The sequence below is a fragment of the Hydrogenophaga sp. 2FB genome, assembly GCF_005503365.1.
GTDB lineage: Bacteria > Pseudomonadota > Gammaproteobacteria > Burkholderiales > Burkholderiaceae_C > Hydrogenophaga.
In genome coordinates, this window is sequence record NZ_SCML01000087.1 from 1 (window position 1) to 17,033 (window position 17,033).

The following is a 17,033-nucleotide window of genomic DNA, read 5'->3' on the forward strand; positions in this document are numbered from 1 at the left end:
GCTGCCTGGGCAGACAGTGCTCGATGGTGGCGAATTGTTCGGGCGTGATTTCCATACCCGAGAGTGTCTGTCGCCGGCTTAGTAATTGCTATTAGTGTTAACACGCCCTAGCTCTTGCTGCATAGACCTTTGCAGGTCCGCAGTGACAGTCTTCTCGTAGAGCTCACTGTGCTTTTTGGTGAGGAACCCCGTGTGGCACAACTTTATTGCGTCGCCCATACGCGAATCCCACTCGTCAGCCGCGATGGCGAGGAGTGCCACGTCGATAAGAGGCTGGAGCTTTAGACGAGCCTCAAGCTCGAGAACTCGCTTTGCCTTCTCCGCTTGCTGTTCAGGCGTCAGTTTTTCCTCTAGCTGCGCAATTTTTAAACGCAGCTGCTCGAGAATTTCGTCAAGGTCTGCTGATGGGTCTAAAGGTATGGGGGGAAGCTCGCCTATGACGCGAGTAGGCGCCATCTGGATGATTCGCTGCTGGCGCTCTCGGAGCGCGCCCACGTAGCCAGCCACGCGTGCTGGCATCTCCGGATACTTCTCGGCAAGCTCTTCTACGAAAACCTTGTCCGCCGCGAAGTTTGATGTTGGCGCGCTAGCAACAGGCTGGTACCAATCCTCATTCACCTCTTTTCGGCACTTTGCAAGACGAGCCTGCGAGTCGTCGTTGAGGAACTTCAGAAACGACTTCAAGCGGCTGTGTGCCTCAGCAGACAGCGGCTGTTGACAAAGCACGCAGCTGGCACCATCTGGCCCAGGGAACTGGTCGTCACCATAGGGTATCTGTGCAAAATTGATTGCACTCTTGAGCAGCTGCTCCCATGGCTCGGTCCCTGTGCCCGGCAGGAATCCTTCCGAGAATGCATTCGCCGCAAGCTGGCTTGCGATGTGAAGCGCATGAAGCTCTTTGAACTTCTCGCGCATCTTGTGCATCGCGTCATCGCCCAATAGAGACGACAGGTTCTTTAGCTCTCGGTTGAACGACTCCAAGCGGGTGGCAAACAGCCGAAGCTGCTTGGCCTGCTTCAGCGCAACATCGTTTTGAAGTAAATCACGGAGGTGATTGAGTTCATCATTTTCAGCTTCGCTTAGCGTCGCCAGTTTGCGGACAAGTTCGGGCTTGGTCTTTCGATTCAGCGTGCTTATCAGCCGTCCGACTTCAGTGTTACCTGCCAGTGGCTCGAGTTGAGACCTATCAAACTTGGCTTGTCTTCGCTCCGCCTCTAGGCGTTGTTGAATCTTGACGAGCGCAGACGTCATCTGCGTCAGCATGTCCATTCCGTAAGGAATGAAGGCAATCTCGGCTTGCTCATCGACGAAGACGCGCGCGCAGTGTGAATCGAACACCGCTATTTGCGAGAGTGCTGACGGTGCGGATGTACCGTCCACCCAGACCCCTCTCTGCTCCATACCTGAATCAACCCATTCAAACATGGCACTAGCAGGCCCTGGTGGAGCAATCGTCTCCACGAAAATGTTTGGGTAGATGTCCTCGACTTCGCGAGCGCTACACGCCCTCTTTAAAGCGCGGGCATACCCCGACTTTCCCGAGCCGTTGTACCCGTAAACGACATTCAAACCTACAGGTTCAAATGTGACACTCTCGCTCTCGCCGATTGCGTTAAGGTTTTTCGGTTCACGAATCGCAGCGAGACTCACGACACTTCCAGCCACACCAGCCGACGGGATGGCACCTGCGTTGACGCGAACTGGTTGACGGCCACTTGGGTCGTCGAGTTTGGCCGCCAACTTGATGAGCGCATGCAAGTCATCAACATCCGACTCGCTCAGCGATTGCTGCTGCACCAAGCGCCTTGCACCGTCTGACATCCAAGCCGAATGGGCATCAGCCCATTTCGCAATCTCTCCAATTAGTGACATCTTGCCCCCTCAAATAAATAGCTCTTGGGGCACTATGCATGTTCAATGGCCGCTCTGCCTCTCAAGAATTTCCCCGACCCTACACCCAAAATGCTGAGCACGAGCACGTCCGGGCTCGTAAGGAAATCACTTGTTGCGATAAATCAGAAGCATTTCACGAATGTAAGCGGGACGGCCCCCGATTGAGTAGTCGCTCAGTACAAACGTCGTAAAGTCTCGCGACGTCAAAAGCACCAATGAGGAGAAGAGATGCACGCACGCATCGAGCCATTGATTCAGTCTGCGGGGCAACTGGGGGCGCTATGGGACAGTGTCTACTTGGCGCTTCGCGAGGGAGGCGTTTCGCTAAAGGTTGCCAACGCCAGGCTGCTTGGAGCAACGCTGGAGGAATTCGACAGGCGTGTCGCAACGACTCTCGATGCTGTTGCGGCGCTCTCGAAACTTGATGAGGCATCGCAGCTCATGTTCTTGCCTAGGGTGGAGCCAGTGAACACTCATCTTGGCACCATCACTCGGCACCTCAATCAGTTGCTGTCGGAGCTGTCTCCGCAGCCAGGCGCTACTTTCCAAGACCCGAATGGCAATCTGGAGCCGTTGCAGCGCTTTATGAGCGGTGCCCATACGGCCAATATCAATGCCGTTCAGCTACTGGAGTCGGTTCAAGCCCCACTAGCAGCCGTGTTTGACCTTACGACATCGGGTGTGAGGTTGGGCCGTGGCCAGTCAACCAGCTTGTATTTCCGCTACGGGGAACAACTGCGCAATCACATGATTGAGGCTCGTTCCTCGGCGCAAGATGCCAAGAAGAAGAGCGAGGCCGCCGCCATTTCGGCCGGGCTTTTGGCAACGAAGGTGGAAGAAGCTCAGAAGCTTGTCACCGCTCTCGAGGAAGCAGTAGGCGAGGCTCAAAAGGACCGCTCATTGGTCGCGGCCGCGCTCGATGAGGCTAAAGCAAAGCTTGCAGGTGTTCGAGAGGCCGCGGTGGGGGCTGCGTCGCTTCAGAAGCAAGTCACGACGTACGCCGCAGAATTCGACAGTTTGCAAAAGGTCCCTGACCACGATTTTGGAACAACACAACTCGTTCATTGAAGAGATGAACGAGTCGCGGGAGAGAAATGAATCTAGAGAAGATGAAATCGACCGATTGACAGCAAAGGCTGAGTCGATGATTCAAGGAGCGACAACGGCAGGTCTAGGCGACAGCCTAGAGAAAACTCGTGAGCTGTATGAGAAGCGCATGAGGGACGCGAACAACGGCTTCCTTTTCTCCGTGGGACTTTTGCTCGTATGCGCACTTCCTCTGCTCGCTCAGCTCTTTCCCGGGCTCTTCGCCAGCTGGCTGCCAGCGCTCCAACCGTCGCAAGCGGCGAGTGCATCGGACGCGTTCATCGCGCTCGTCGGGAAGCTGATGCTGCTGTTCCCGGCGACTTGGCTCACCTCGTTCTACTCAAAGTCCTACTCGGAGTTCTTTCACCTGGAGCGTGAGTACGCCCATAAGGCGGCACTAGCTAGGTCAGTTGAAGGCTTCAAGAAGCAAGCACCCAAGTACGAGGAAGAGATAACCACTGCAGTCTTCTTCGAGATTCAGTCAAACCCGTCCAAGCAAGCCGCGCCTGATGCCGCCGAGCACCCGATTGCCGGACCGCTCATGAAGCGATTCATTGACGCTTTGCCTCTAGGGAAGGACGAGGCCAAGTCGAAAGTCAAAGCTGAGACTTGAGAACCGGCGCTTGCGCATCAACCGAGGTCAAGCTCTCCGACATCACCTTCGTCGGGCGCCTTCTTTTTGCGCTTGCCACGTTCAGGCTCCGCGGTTGCCATCAAGAGATGAGCAGGGACCTGCCGCATGAAGTCCATCGACGCGGAAGCCGGCGCTTCTAGCCATTGGTCTTCATGCAGTATGACGAACATTCTTTTCTCTTCCTCCACATAGTGGAAGTGCTTGAGCAGCTCATGTTCGGCGGCATTGATGGTCACATCGTGAAGCTTAAAAACTTCCTGACCCGTACCCACCAGAAAATCTGACGGGGTGCTTCGCAACCGCAACCTCCTGTGCCTGATGCTTTGCAACGTCATCGTTGTTGGGTCTGAAAAGCAAGAGCTCGGGGGTCTGTCCGCCGACTCTCAGCCAAGCACGTGTCGGCAATACCCCGAGCGCGCGGGAGCCGACTTGTTTTCTCAGTGGCTGGGCTGCCTAGGGTCTGGGAATCCGGCCGCAGTGGGGGCCTGAGACCACTTGAAGCCTGTTGGCAGGCCCAATTTGCAATCGTTGGCAGCGTTAGGCTGCGACGTTGGCAAGGCAAACTAGTTTCCACAATCGGTGAAAGTGCTGCGCGCAAGGCCGCCGGCAGTAACTTAACATAAGGTAAATCGTGGACTATCAAAAAATCGAAATTCGCAAGCCACCGGGGCTGGCTGGTTCATGCGATTTGAAGCACTTTCAGAAGGCAATCCCAGCAACGCTGCCGCCAATCCACGCCAGTGGCTACGGCGCCGCTTGTGCGAGCACGCAAATTCCACACGCCCCTTCCAGAAACCGCCACTGATCGATCGTTGGCGGCTTGCGGCAGCTACCTCCAGTTTGACAAGCTTCGCCACCTCATCGTTTGTTGATCAGGCGCCGGCATTTTGCGAGGCTACGCTGAACGATCTCGAGGTGATACGGCGCGGTCTCACGCGTGATGACCGTCAACGCGGCCTCGTACGCCCGCACCGCCTGGTGCAGCCGCTCGGGGTCGTTTTCGCGCTCGCCAAGGGTGGTGAGGGCATCGCCCAGATTGTTCTGCGTCATTGCCCAGTGCATCGGTGCGCGCTCACGCGTGTATTCCTGTAGCGCGGCCAGGTACGTCTGCACCGCCTGCTGGAGCCGTTCGATGCCACCTTCGCGCTCACCAAGGGACTTGAGCGCATTGCCCAAGTTGTTCTGCGTCATCGCCCACGCGAGCGGAGCGCGCTCCCGCGTGCGCTCCCGCAGCGCCGCCTCGCACGCTTGCACCGCCTGCTCAAGGCGCTCGGTTCCATTTTCGCGCTCGCCGAGGGTTGTGAGCACACTGCCCAGATTGTTCTGCGTCATCGCCCACTCCAGCGGTACGCGCTCGCGCGTGTACTCCTGTAGCGCGGCCAGATACGCCTGTACTGCCTGCTGCAGCCGTACGATACCGCCTTCGCGCTCACCAAGGGACTTGAGCGCATTGCCCAGGCTCATCTGCGTCATCGCCCAGTGCATCGGTACGCGCTCGCGGGTGCGCTCCTGCAGCGCAGCCTGATACGCCTGCACCGCCTGTTGCAGCCGTTCGGTGCCGCCATCGCGCTCACCAAGCGTCTTTAGCGCGGTACCGAGGTTGTGCTGCGTCATCGCCCACTCCAGCGGCACGCACTCGCGAGTGCGTTCCTGTAGCGCTGCCTGGTACGCTTGCACCGCCTGCTGCAGCCGTTCGGTGCCGACATCGCGCTCACCGAGGGTCTTGAGCGCGGTACCCAGGTTATTTTGCGTCATCGCCCAGTCCCGTGGCGCTCGCTCGCGAGTGCACTCCTGCAATGCGGCCAAATACGCCTGCACCGCCTCCTCGAGTCGCTCGGTACCGCTTTCGCGCCGACCAAGGTCACTCAGCACGTTGGCAAGGTTGTTCTGCGTCGTCGCCCACTCCAGCGGCACACGCTCGCGCATGCACTCCTGCGACGCGGCCCGAAACGCTTGCGCCGCCTGCAGCAGCCGTTCAGTGCCGGGCTCTCGCTTTCCTAAGACCGCCAACGCAGTGCCAAGCCAGACCAACGCCTCACCGCGCTCCTCGCGACTCCCGGCCACCGCTAGGCGCCTGCGTGCCAACGCTTCCGCCACCTCCAGGGGCAAGCGCAGGCCGCGCTCCTCGCCTTCTGCGCAGTACGCTCTGAGCCTATTTTTGAAGAGCTCACTCGCCGCGGCGCACACCGGATGATGGATTCCAACCAGCCTCTCCACCGCATCGGCCACGCGCTGCGGCTGGCGCAGTAGCATCGCCTGGCTCACGGATGCCTCGAGCAACTGCACACGTCGGCGCCGCGCAGCTTCACGCTCGCCCGCCTCGCGCCGGTCCAGTTCCGCAAGAGCCTGGTCGATCGACTGTGCACCTTGCTCGAGCTGACCTTCCTCGATCGACTGGCGAACACGGACGAGCACTTCGTCAACGAACAGATCCTGGTAGTACGACGAGTGCCCTTTCGCGATAAGCTCCAGAGCGACGCTCACCGCGGCATCTAGCTCTTGCACCGCGCGATCAAACTCGATCAGGTCATCTGGGCGCAAGCGCTTGGCCAGGGAAAGCACAGTGTTGTGAGCGAGTTGGCCTGGCCCGCTACCAATCTGCCCTTTGGCTTCAATGGCAGCCACCAGTTGGGCCAGTTGCTCTTGCATCCGGTCGAGCATGCCTGTCTGGAGATCGATCTTCGCGTCAACAACCGAGACCTGATCACTCAGGACTTGCCAGCGCGCAGTCCACTCAGCATCGACGCGCCCAAGCCAAGCAGCGAGCCCACCTTCGATTGAGGTGCCGCCTAGCGAATCGAGCAAGCGGTCGAGCCGCGCATCTTGGCCACGCAGCAGCTCAAGGCACTGCTGTCCAAGCTCTACCCCGAAGCCCCCGATGGCGATCACAAAGGCTTGGCTCGCCTCTGGATAGCGATCTGGACTCTTAATCGTCTCGGCAAAAACGGCATACACCAAGTCGCCGAAGGTGCGCCGACTGCTGGCCCCTGGCACAGGAAGGCCCTGGCGGGCGATCTGCTCGTGCAGGCTCGGCACCTCGTGTATCGGCCAACCGGATACCGCCGCTACATTCTCGCGAAATGACTCTGTCATAGCTTCACCAGCGGCCGCACGGTTCCCCGTCATCGTCGCGGGCAAGTCGACGACGAGTTCCCGCAGGTGCCGGTCCATGGGAGCATGTCCCGGGTGAACATCGCGGTCGAAGGCCTCAGCACGCAGCGCACGCAGACCAGTGATCAAAACGGTCGAGAAGCGCTGAATGTCTCGACTTTGCGAGGCCCATTCGGGCGTTGCGCAGGTTTGCACCACCGAACAGTCGATCTGCAGCGCCGCCTCAATCCAAGCCAGGCGCAGTGCGCGCAGCAGGTCTTCGTTGGCCGCGATTGACGCAAAAGGGTTGACGTCGTTTAAGCGTGCGATGGCACGCTGCCGAAAGCGGCGAGGAACCAGTTTGTTGACGGCCGGCAAACCGCCCAGGACCGTGCCGAATATCTCCTCGCCCCATCCCGACGCCATAGCTTCCTCCTGAGGAACGCCCCCCGCGCACTTATGGACACGGTGTTGCGCGGCTGTGCGTCAAGGTCCTTGTAGGGCGTCCTCAAGGGGCTACTTGACGCAGACGACTTCCTGTTACGGTTGCCGTTGAAGGCGCGCCAGGCCAACAACAAATACTTCAAAGCTGACCAGCTTCACTCAGTCTTGAGGAAATAGTCAGTTGCGCAAGCGTGTCCGAGTGGATCATGTTAGCTACTACCCCGAAGGCCAGCAACGGGCCGAGGCTGTTTGAAAACGCCTGAATCAAGTAGAAAGTCGACCTTTCAGATCGCGTCAGCATCCACGATCGAGACCATGGGAAATGGTTTTGCCGCCCGTGAAAACGGTGTGCGCACACGTTTTCACCCAGTATCGGCCGATAGCCGTCATGCCAGCTCAGTCGAAAGCGGGTCGAGGCTACACGCATATTGCATTCACATTCTGTGGCTGCGGTTGGTAGGGAATTCCATGCACGTCGCTGTGTGGACGCTATGCTTGCCTCTCGAAGGACAGCGATGCTTTTGCCATCGCAAAGACAGAAGCCCTCGATAGATCATAGGGTTACGGGACAGTCGACTTGGCTAAATTTTCCGGATCCAGTCACCGGATCCAGTCACCGGATCCAGTCACGAACGCGACGGCGCTATTCGTTGCTCCGAAGAGCTTCGAGTGCTTCGTCCAGTGTTTCGACGGCCTCCAAATGGAGAGCAATAGCGTTCGCATCGAGCTCAATCCCGGAGGGCATGTGCGGCAGTGCGCTGCGGTAGCTCAAGTGCGTAAAGAGATTTACCTTCGCGCGCGAGTCCGACCAATCCTCATTTTGAACGCAGCGACGACTCGCGATAACTATATCTTATCGTTGGTAATTTACAGCGCGGAGCAGGGCGATGCCAAATGAAAAGTTCGAGCGTCACCGGAGAAGACTCTTGAGAAAACCGACCCAGACCGGCGAGCAATGAATCTCTGCTTCCACCGTGGCTTGCTCGAACGTGGGAATGGTCGTGTGCCCCTTAGGTTTAGAAGGCCGCTTGCGCACTGGCCTTGAACCGTTGCCTCGAGCATATCGCCAGCCGATCCAAGGAATGCCTGCAATCCCCCGCAACTTCGGTATCAGCAGCGGCGACTACCCTCTATTGGAATCGTCCACGCGCGCGAATCCACCAGTCGCTGCCGAACCAACACTTCGACCTGTGCCGTAGCCAAGCGCGTCGAAAGGTTTCTTCGCGCTCGCGAAACGCTTGCCGCGCCTGAATCCAACAGCCCTCCGTCAGCCAGATTACATGTTCGTCACATTCCCGATCGGCAAGTTTCGCGTGCCAAACTGCCGGCCCTGGAGACAGTCGCGCATGAAGATTCTTATCGTGGAAGACGAGGCCCAAACGGGCGAATACCTGAAGCAGGGTCTTAGAGAGGCAGGCTACTACACCGAGTTGACACGTGATGGCGTCGACGGTTTGCATGAAGCTACAGAAGGTGACTATGACCTCGTATTGCTTGATGTGAACTTGCCCGGCATTGACGGATGGTCTGTGCTTCGTTCGTTGAGGCGAAAGAAGCCGCAGCTACCTGTGCTGTATCTAACAGCAAGAGACAGCGTTGAAGACCGTGTGAAAGGCCTAGAGTTGGGCGCGGACGACTACCTCATCAAGCCATTCTCTTTTTCCGAACTACTGGCGCGAATCAAGACCATTCTCCGACGAGGTAGCCAAACGCAAGAAGCGACCATGCTCGAAGTGGCCGACTTGCAGTTGGATCTCGTACGCAGAAGGGCGTCGAGGGCAGGCCGTCGGCTGGACCTTACGGCGAAGGAGTTTGGTCTCCTTGAGCTCTTCATGCGACGTCGTGGCGAAGTGTTACCTCGGACGCTGATTGCCTCACTTATGTGGGACATCAATTTCGACAGCGAAAGCAACGTGATCGTCGTGGCTGTTGGGCGTCTGAGGTCCAAGATAGACGACGCATTCGATGTGAAGCTTTTGAGAACGGTGCGCGGCATGGGGTACGTACTTGACGAACCCGAGCCTTGAGTCTGCACCAAACATGTCCCTAACCGTTCGACTGACGATTCTGTTCGCTTGCGTGCTGATGCTTGTTCTTGCAGGCTTTTCCTGGCTAGTTTTCAGAGAAACCAGTAACCGCTTCCATGAACTGGATGAGTCCCTTTTGAAGGGAAAGATCCAGCTCGTGACGGAAGCCGCGCGAGAAAGCCGGACAGAAGAGCAATTGCAAGGGTGGCTACAGACAAGTATGCGTGGTCACGCAGGGCTATATATCAAAATAGTCAACGAAGCTGGTGATCTATTTGAGCATGGCGGCTTAAAGTTGCCCGAAAGCCTTTTGGCAGACATCAGTGGCACGAACATCGACAAGGAATGGCGTCAAACCGAACATAGCCTATATGCGACGCGCTTTGATGTTCTTCTTGGCGGGGACGGTAAACGGAAGCTTTCGGTGATTGCCGCCGTGGATACCCGTCAGCACACTGAATTTCTTGAGAGGCTGGCAGCCAAGACTTTGGGGTATGCCTCCTTCGCCGTTGTGATCGGTTCGATGCTGGGCTGGCTGGCGAGCCGAGGTGGATTGAAACCACTCACTACCATGAAAGCAAGAGCGGAGCGACTGAATGCGAACAGACTCACGGAGAGAATTCCAGCCCAAAGTTGGCCGAAGGAGATGGTCGAACTTGCCAATTCATTGAATGGTCTGCTCGACCGATTGCAGAGAGACTTTGATCGCCTCAGTGCGTTCTCCTCGAACCTAGCGCATGAAATGCGAACGCCAGTCAACAGCTTGATGACAGTTGCCCAAGTCACACTGGCTCAACCCCGCACCAGTGACGAGTATCGTGACACTCTTGAGACGATCGCCGAGGAATTGCAAGATCAGGCACGCACGATTGCAGACATGCTCTTTCTGGCAAAAACGGAGAACATGCATGCCCTTCCCTCAATACAACGCGTTGATCTCGAAATTGAATCGCAATCTCTTTTTGATTTCTACGATGCGACAGCCAGTGTAAAAAATCTGAACTTCACAACGGCCGGTACTGGACATGTTTTCGGCGACCGCCTTATGATTCGCCGCGCCATCAGCAATCTGCTATCGAATGCAGTCAGGCATGCCGACCCTGAATCCACCATTGCCATTTCCATCGACTCGCATGAAGATGCGATCACACTTGCAGTCTCGAACTATGGAACGGAAATACCCGTCGATTTGCAAGCGTCCCTTTTCGATCGCTTCGTACGACTTTCTTCAACGAAGTCGAGAGCCGGAGAAGATGGCCTTGGCCTTGGCCTGGCCATCACTAAAGCGATCATGCGGGCTCACCACGGGCAGGTGACACTGAAATCTGGGGCTGGGGTCAACACCTTCGTCTTGGAGTTCGACAAGGCGATGCCCCCTCAGTAGATCTTGAACGTCAGTTTCCGCTGTGGCCCTTGGTGAGGAGAAAGTCCATTCGAGCCGTCTCATTGCTAGTAACTGGAATGGAGCGGCCATCAGAAGTCACCAACACTTCCCCCTCTTTCAGATAGACCGTGGTACCCACACGGCTTTCTTTGCCCATTTTTCCATCTTGGAAAATGTAGAGATTTCCGCCGTCTTTCAGTGGAATGATCTGCTTGGCTTCCTCCCGGGCTGCGTGATCCGCAAAAGCAGAGGTGGTGACGAGAGCAAGTGCTGCAATGACGATGTTCAACTTCATATGATCCCTATGTCTATTTTCCGAAAACAGGATTGCTTCGGAGTACCTGCGTACCCTCGTAAGCTATCCAAGTAGCCATGACGGGACTGCTGCTCATGCGTTACTTTTTTGTCAGAAAAACGAGATCAAATGGCAATAGCCGTGTGGAGGGTTTGTCGTACTCCATGCGCCCAACTCGACCCTTGTCGAAGAGACGCGAGAGTGGCTGTCTGAACTTGCGCAAAGAACATCGACTCGTTGACATCGCTGCGATCGAGCCGGTAGTTGAGCTTCTTAACCCTCTGTCGGCGGTCAACGTTGGAATGCACAGCGCCTTCGCCCGCGAGCCGGAAGAACTCGGCGGATTCGCGCAAATTCTCTAGAAATCGATTCTGGAGCGCCGGAATAGCGCGGCAAAACCGTGATCGCAGGCGATGATCCGCCGCATCACTTGATACCACCAATCCCCAAGAGCGAACGCCGGACACCACGTCCACGCAGGTAGCCTCAGTCTTGGTCAAACCAAAATGTCTCGAAATGCGCAAGCGGTGAGCAGCCCAAGGGTCGACGCGCACGAGACTATCAATGACCCGCTGGGCATCTTCGTCGCTTCCCTGAACCGGAAGAACGAAGGACTGGAGCAAGCTCATGGCAATGGAGTCGCCTTGCCCTGCTGCCTGGCTCATCCAATGTAGGCCGAGTTCGAACTCTGCGATGTCGATGGCGGACTTGAGAATCATCGCGCCAAGTTGGCGTTGGGCGTTAGCATTCCCGCTGGCCGCAGCCTTTTCAAGAAAGAAGATAGCCGCCTGTGGATTTGCCACTGAGCCCTGCCCATCTGCGTGCACGCGATACAACAGCAGCCATGCCTCGCCCAGTCCAGCATCCGCTGCGCGGAGCAAGAGCGCCGTCCCGCCTCGAAGGTTGCGTTTGGGCACAAGACTTGAAGATTGTGCGAATGCTGTGTCAATGCCACAGTACGCACGACCTAGAAGCAGTGCGGCTTCCGCGTTCCTCCGCCTCACACAATCTTCAAGCATCGAGTGAAGCCGCACGCTGTCCAATGCAGGCAAAGAAACGCGATTGCGCTGCAAAAAAGCCAAGGACTCACACACAACCTCGCAAAGTTGAGCTGTGCGCTCCAAAGACAATGTCACAGCAAAATCCAGGAGGTGGACAACCAAGGCAACATCTTCCGCTCGCGTAGCAAGGGACAAGGCGTACGCGACAGTGTTTCCCGCCGCTACATCCGCCCGACCCACAAGAGTCGAAAGGGCGGCCATGAGCCGCCTCTCATCGCTGCCCTCAAAGGCACTCAGCGCAAACGAGGCGGCCTCACAGCCGTAGCTAGCAGCTTGCCTCCAGAGCTCAAGGGCCTGTTCCTCGTCGTGTTGCGTCAAACTGCGCCACACACCCAACTTGAGACAGGCCGGAGCCGATCCCGCGTTCGCAGCCGACGCCAGGACGATCAACATGTCGCGTCGTACAAGTTCACCCAAAGGCAACGCTTCCGCAACTATCACGGCGCTGCGCTCGGAAGTAACGAGCGATGGGTGGGTTAGATACTTGAGCCCGAGGTCGGTGTATTGCGAAAAGCCTTGATGTCCCAATAGGTAGCGTTTTCCGACCTCGCAAAGCGCATCGTGATCACCTTGTCTTGCAAGGGCCAGCAGTTGTACATCCTGACGTCGCATCATCCCCAGAATTTCGATTGAAAGATCTGGAGCAATCTACCGAAACGCTGGTTTCCAAGAGCTTTCGCTGTGGTGACGATAAAGTCATCAGATTGTTACTTTCCAATACGGACGCTCTGTGGCGGGCTTGCTGTCGCGCATCCCTAGGGAAGTGCCTCGGTGACATTCCTGCGCGTCCCCTGGGATCCGTACACATCGTCCCGCGCATGCCTGCTCGACATATGAAATCTCGCGAATTAGGACAGCGGTTGACCCAAACGCCCAGAAAGAAAAATAACAGTTTCATAACTTTTATGTAACCTACACGTCACCACAAGGAAAGCTCGCTAGAGATAAATTCTGTTGCGCGAGCAGGCCAACTCATTCATCGTGGTGCAAGAACCTGCATGGGCTCATGCTTACTTGCACCAGAACGATGCGACGGAAAGACGTACAACTGCTAGCACTTGCTAAACGGGGCGATCGAGATTCCCTCTGCGAGGTTGGGCAACGCTATCTGACAGGTTCCGAGGGATTTCCGAGGTACATTGATCTAGGCTTGAAGTATCTTTCGCACCAATCGCTGGAGAACTTTCCCCCGTCAGCCAAAATCATCGCGGAAGCCTTGCCACTCGGGGAGCTGGTGCGTCGGAACTTGCTTGTTGCCCTGACAACTGCAGCCCACTGCGGCTCAGCTTCGGCTAGCTTAAAGCTGGGCTTTTGGCTTGCGTTGACGCGAAATGATGAAGCCTCAGCACTTCGACTCCTGAGTCAGGCGAGCCAAAATGGGAGCGCCGACGCTTCTGCGGCCCTGACCGCGCTTGCACAAGACCAGAAGAACCCGTTGAGGGCAGCCCTCTCCTATTTAGCGGTTCTGCCGGAAATCGATGCCAGCGGCGCACTGGCACAGATGCTGTCATCCACCATCAAGACCGGTGATTTCCAAACTGTCGTTCGCGTCCTAGAATTCGTCACCTTGATACCCGTGGAGCGGTCTCCAGAGCTCTGTGATGCGGTGTGTGATGCCTTGGTTGCAACTCACGATAGCCGCATCTCGATGCCGGAGATGAACAGCGACTGCTTGCAGTCAATTCTTGAGGATTGCGTGAGACGTGGAAACTCTGCAGCCGCCTTGATCTTGGGCCGCGCCCTTTGTGGCATCGATGTAGTATTCGCCTGGTCTTCGAGCTTGGCCCTAAAGCGCAATGTCAAGGAAGGCAGGGCGCTGTTGTTGCGGGCGGCTGAAGCCGGGTTGAACGAGGCGTGGTTTCCACTTTATCAAGTTCATACAGAGTTTCAGGGCTCTGACGAGAATTCGCGACCATCAGGGTTCTTTCTGCAGAAGGCAGCGGCAAGCGGAAATCCAAGCGCAAAACGTCAACTTGGGATGTCTATCCTAAAGTCCGCTGTTGCGATCGAAGAGTTCGAATCCGGGATGCAGTGGATGACTCAAGCTGCCCACCAAGGGGATGTCATCGCAAGAAACCTCCTGCGCACCTTGGTGCTACCCACTCGGGGAGAGGATCAGGAAGCCTATCAGGCAATAGTTGAAATCACACGACACGACCCCGGCGTTGCCCATCGGCTTCTGATCGCAAGGGACTTTGGCTTAACAAAGGAGGAAACGATATGTGCAGACTTTTCCTTAGGCATTCGGCCTTGGGGACTAGTGATATCAAATTCCATGGGTGACGGAAAATTTCGGCAACCCTTTAGCCGAGCAATCCCCGCTCTTGAGGCCTCATTTCTAGATCATCTCAACGTGGCAGCCAACTACTTCCAGCAGGGCAAAAGTGGCACCTCAAAAGACACCGACAACCGTCAAGCATGGCACATGCTCGAACACGTCCTCAACCTCTGTAGGTGCGACGAGTCGCTTTTTTTTGCACAGGTCCCCGATGCCACGTTAGCCTCACCTCGACAAGGAACAAGCTGGGCACATAGCGTTGAGAAGTTATGGAGTTGACCCATTTCATTTAAGGATCGCTGGCCCAATTTTCATTCCGTTTGGATTGAACCCTTGAGTGCACTTCGCATCTAAGCCCCACCACCAAATGTGATTGCTTGATATCTTTCAGCTCGCTCTTGGATGTTCATTGAGGTTATGAGACGCATGAAGTTGTTGGTGATTGAAGATGAAGTAAAACTCGCTGAGTATCTTCGAAAGGGGCTACAGGAAGCCGGCTTTGTGGTGGATCTCGCGCACAACGGGATAGACGGTTTGCATCTAGCGATGGAGTGTGATTACGACCTGATTGTGCTCGACGGAATGTTGCCCGGTCTCGATGGACTTGGCCTGTTGGCGGCGCTCCGGCAAAGCAAGCGAACACGAGTACTGATGTTGACTGCCAGGGTGAAAGTGGAAGATCGGGTGCGAGGCCTGAACAGCGGCGCAGATGACTACTTGGTGAAACCGTTTGCGTTCTCTGAACTCGTCGCACGGGTCCAAGCCCTGCTTCGACGTGAGCAGACCGCAGCCGTGACTGAGCAATGCCCAACGCTCAAAGTTGCCGATCTTGAAGTTGATCTACTTGCCCGCAAGGCATCGCGCCGTGGCCAAAAGCTTCTGCTGACGGTTCAGGAGTTCGGTCTTCTTTCCTTGCTGCTCCGCAGCGAGGGCCAAGTGCTGTCCAGAACCGAGATCGCTGCACAGGTCTGGGACATGAATTTTGACAGCAACACCAACGTGGTGGACACCGCAGTTAAGCGGTTGCGCAGCAAGGTGGATGCCCCCTTTGACCGGCCGTTGATCCATACCGTGCGGGGCATGGGCTACGTGCTGGAAGCTCGCGAGAAATAATGCGAACGCGCGTCAATTCGCTAGGGCGACGGATTTCGTACTGGCTTGCTTGGCAGAGTCTCGGCGGCCTGCTGATTGTGTGTGCCACGGTGTATGCGGCCACCCACCACGCCTTCAAGGAACGTCAGCTCCAAGACTTAAACCAGAAACAAGACCTCCTGATACATCTGGCATCAGAGGCCGCGCGCAGCGGCGACTCGACAATGCTCAAACACAAGCTTGCAGATTTCATGGTTAGCCATTCTGAATTTGGCTTGTCTTTGAAGCAGGCTGATGGCCAACTCTTTTATGAGCAACTGCTGGTTGTGGAGGACGGAGCCCGACGGGTCGTTCGGTTCGATCTCGAGTCCCCCCTACCGGGTGACCGGGCATTCCGTGCAGAACTGTCATTGGACGTCAGAAACGACGTGATGGTTATGCAGCGGATTGGCGTAATTCTAGGAGGCGCTGCTGTCGGCGGCACTTTGCTGATCTCTCTCGGAGGATTCCTGCTGGTTTGGCTGGGGCTCAGACCCTTACGGGACTTGTCGGATCAAGTGAAGATTCTTACTGCGGACACGCTTCATCACCGGCTAGATGGGTCTCGTCAGCCCGACGAGTTGATTCCCTTGATTGCGCAGTTCAACGACCTGCTTGCCCGGCTGGACCGATCGTACGAGCAGTTGGAAGGGTTCAACGCCGACGTAGCTCATGAGCTTCTCACGCCGTTGACTACGCTGATGAGCGGTGCAGAACTTGCGCTGAGTTCCGCACAGAGTGAGGACGAAGTACGCGAGTTGCTGGGATCCAACCTGGAAGAGTTGCAGCGGGTCGCAGGCATTGTGCAAGACATGTTGTTCCTCTCGCAGGCTGACCGAGGCGCAACTGCCCGGCGAATGCCCATACCAAGTCTTGCAGAAATCGTGCAGCAGGTTGCGAACTACCACGACGCCACGTTGGCAGACGCCGGTTTGATGCTGGAGGTAGCAGGCGATGCAGAGGGTGAATTCGATCTCCCGTTGTTGCAGAGGGCGTTGTCAAATCTAGTCAGCAATGCCACACGCTATGCTAGCCAAGGTTCAACGGTGCGCGTGAGGATTGACGCGTTGTCGTCGAACGAGGTTTCGATTCAGGTCGAGAATCGTGGCGCAGCAGTAGATCATCAAACCCTCTCAAGAATGTTCGACCGGTTCTTTCGAGGCGATCCTTCCAGAACCAACGCCGACAAGAACCACGGGCTCGGCTTATCGATCGTCGCAGCCATTGCCCGCATGCACGGCGGCAAGCCCACAGCCTCGTCTTCCGATGGGATCACCTCCATTGGCATGATCGTCAAGCGCTCCGTCAAATAGGCCCCTCCTCTCCGACGCTGGCTGGACATGCGAGCGCACCGAAACGGTATTGGCCCGTGTGGTGGCGGTGTTCGGCGCAGCGCGCCCGCACCACGCCTACTTGTTTGCCAATCGGCGCGCCAACCGCATGAAGGTCTTGGTGCACGACGGCAGCGGCGTGATGCAGGCCGCACGGCGCCTGAACCGCGGCAAGTTCGTCTGGCCGCGCGATGCCGCGACCATAGCCACGCTCAACTGCCCGGGGACAGCAACTGGATCGCGAGCCAGATCTGGCCGATTGCCATTGACCGAAATAAGGCGAACTCCACTTTTATGCGAAGTCGGCACGACGCTGTGGAATCGGCACCCTGGGCAGGATCGCCGCAGGGCACCGACACTGCTTCGCATAATCACAGCG

The 17,033-nt window shown here is 56.7% G+C and carries 13 protein-coding genes; 8 read left to right on the forward strand and 5 right to left on the reverse strand.

The genetic code is table 11. The features are described 5' to 3' along the window. Nucleotides 1-78: 78 nt before the first annotated feature. Nucleotides 79-1,800: an AAA family ATPase gene (locus FFS09_RS29185; protein ID WP_137922414.1), complete on the reverse strand. Its 1,722-nt coding sequence runs from the start codon at nucleotides 1,798-1,800 to the stop codon at nucleotides 79-81. Between the two features lie 321 nt (nucleotides 1,801-2,121). On the opposite strand from FFS09_RS29185, the gene FFS09_RS29190 reads away from it, so the two are divergent. Next, entirely contained in the window at nucleotides 2,122-2,961 is an 840-nt protein-coding gene (locus FFS09_RS29190; protein ID WP_137922415.1) for a hypothetical protein, read from the forward strand. Then, nucleotides 2,936-3,592, forward strand: coding sequence for a hypothetical protein (locus FFS09_RS29195; protein WP_137922416.1), 657 nt, complete (start codon nucleotides 2,936-2,938; stop codon nucleotides 3,590-3,592). Before FFS09_RS29190 ends, FFS09_RS29195 begins: the two co-directional genes overlap by 26 nt. A 17-nt stretch (nucleotides 3,593-3,609) precedes the next feature. Here the strand turns inward: FFS09_RS29195 and FFS09_RS29200 are convergent, their stop codons facing one another. Together FFS09_RS29200 and FFS09_RS29205 are read right to left on the reverse strand one after the other, a co-directional pair. Beyond that, on the reverse strand, nucleotides 3,610-3,948 hold the full coding sequence (locus tag FFS09_RS29200) for a hypothetical protein (RefSeq protein WP_137922417.1): 339 nt from the start codon (nucleotides 3,946-3,948) through the stop codon (nucleotides 3,610-3,612). A gap of 523 nt (nucleotides 3,949-4,471) precedes the next feature. Beyond that, nucleotides 4,472-7,129, reverse strand: coding sequence for a tetratricopeptide repeat protein (locus FFS09_RS29205; protein WP_212745177.1), 2,658 nt, complete (start codon nucleotides 7,127-7,129; stop codon nucleotides 4,472-4,474). Nucleotides 7,130-8,493: 1,364 nt separating this feature from the next. Between FFS09_RS29205 and FFS09_RS29210 the strand changes: the two genes are divergently transcribed. Both FFS09_RS29210 and FFS09_RS29215 read left to right on the forward strand, forming a co-directional pair. After that, nucleotides 8,494-9,174, forward strand: a complete 681-nt coding sequence (locus FFS09_RS29210) for a heavy metal response regulator transcription factor (RefSeq protein ID WP_137922418.1) — start codon at nucleotides 8,494-8,496, stop codon at nucleotides 9,172-9,174. A 13-nt stretch (nucleotides 9,175-9,187) separates the two neighbouring features. Further along, entirely contained in the window at nucleotides 9,188-10,558 is a 1,371-nt protein-coding gene (locus tag FFS09_RS29215; protein ID WP_137922419.1) for a heavy metal sensor histidine kinase, read from the forward strand. Between the two features lie 10 nt (nucleotides 10,559-10,568). Here FFS09_RS29215 and FFS09_RS29220 read toward each other — a convergent pair whose 3' ends face one another. Next, nucleotides 10,569-10,853, reverse strand: a complete 285-nt coding sequence (locus tag FFS09_RS29220) for a CopK family periplasmic copper-binding protein (RefSeq protein ID WP_137922420.1) — start codon at nucleotides 10,851-10,853, stop codon at nucleotides 10,569-10,571. 125 nt (nucleotides 10,854-10,978) lie between these two features. Then, a complete protein-coding gene (locus tag FFS09_RS29225; RefSeq protein ID WP_137922421.1) occupies nucleotides 10,979-12,529 on the reverse strand; it encodes a tetratricopeptide repeat protein in 1,551 nt (516 codons plus the stop codon). Between the two features lie 535 nt (nucleotides 12,530-13,064). On the opposite strand from FFS09_RS29225, the gene FFS09_RS29230 reads away from it, so the two are divergent. The 4 genes from FFS09_RS29230 to tnpB form a co-directional block, all read left to right on the forward strand. Next, nucleotides 13,065-14,471, forward strand: a complete 1,407-nt coding sequence (locus FFS09_RS29230; protein ID WP_137922422.1) for an SEL1-like repeat protein — start codon at nucleotides 13,065-13,067, stop codon at nucleotides 14,469-14,471. 147 nt (nucleotides 14,472-14,618) lie between these two features. Further along, nucleotides 14,619-15,305, forward strand: coding sequence for a heavy metal response regulator transcription factor (locus tag FFS09_RS29235; RefSeq protein WP_137922423.1), 687 nt, complete (start codon nucleotides 14,619-14,621; stop codon nucleotides 15,303-15,305). Further along, complete coding sequence (locus tag FFS09_RS29240) at nucleotides 15,305-16,636, forward strand: heavy metal sensor histidine kinase (RefSeq protein WP_171020264.1); 1,332 nt, start codon at nucleotides 15,305-15,307, stop codon at nucleotides 16,634-16,636. Before FFS09_RS29235 ends, FFS09_RS29240 begins: the two co-directional genes overlap by 1 nt. A 49-nt stretch (nucleotides 16,637-16,685) precedes the next feature. Then, nucleotides 16,686-17,033: IS66 family insertion sequence element accessory protein TnpB (tnpB, locus tag FFS09_RS29245; RefSeq protein ID WP_137922425.1), on the forward strand; the 348-nt coding region annotated here is incomplete at its 3' end.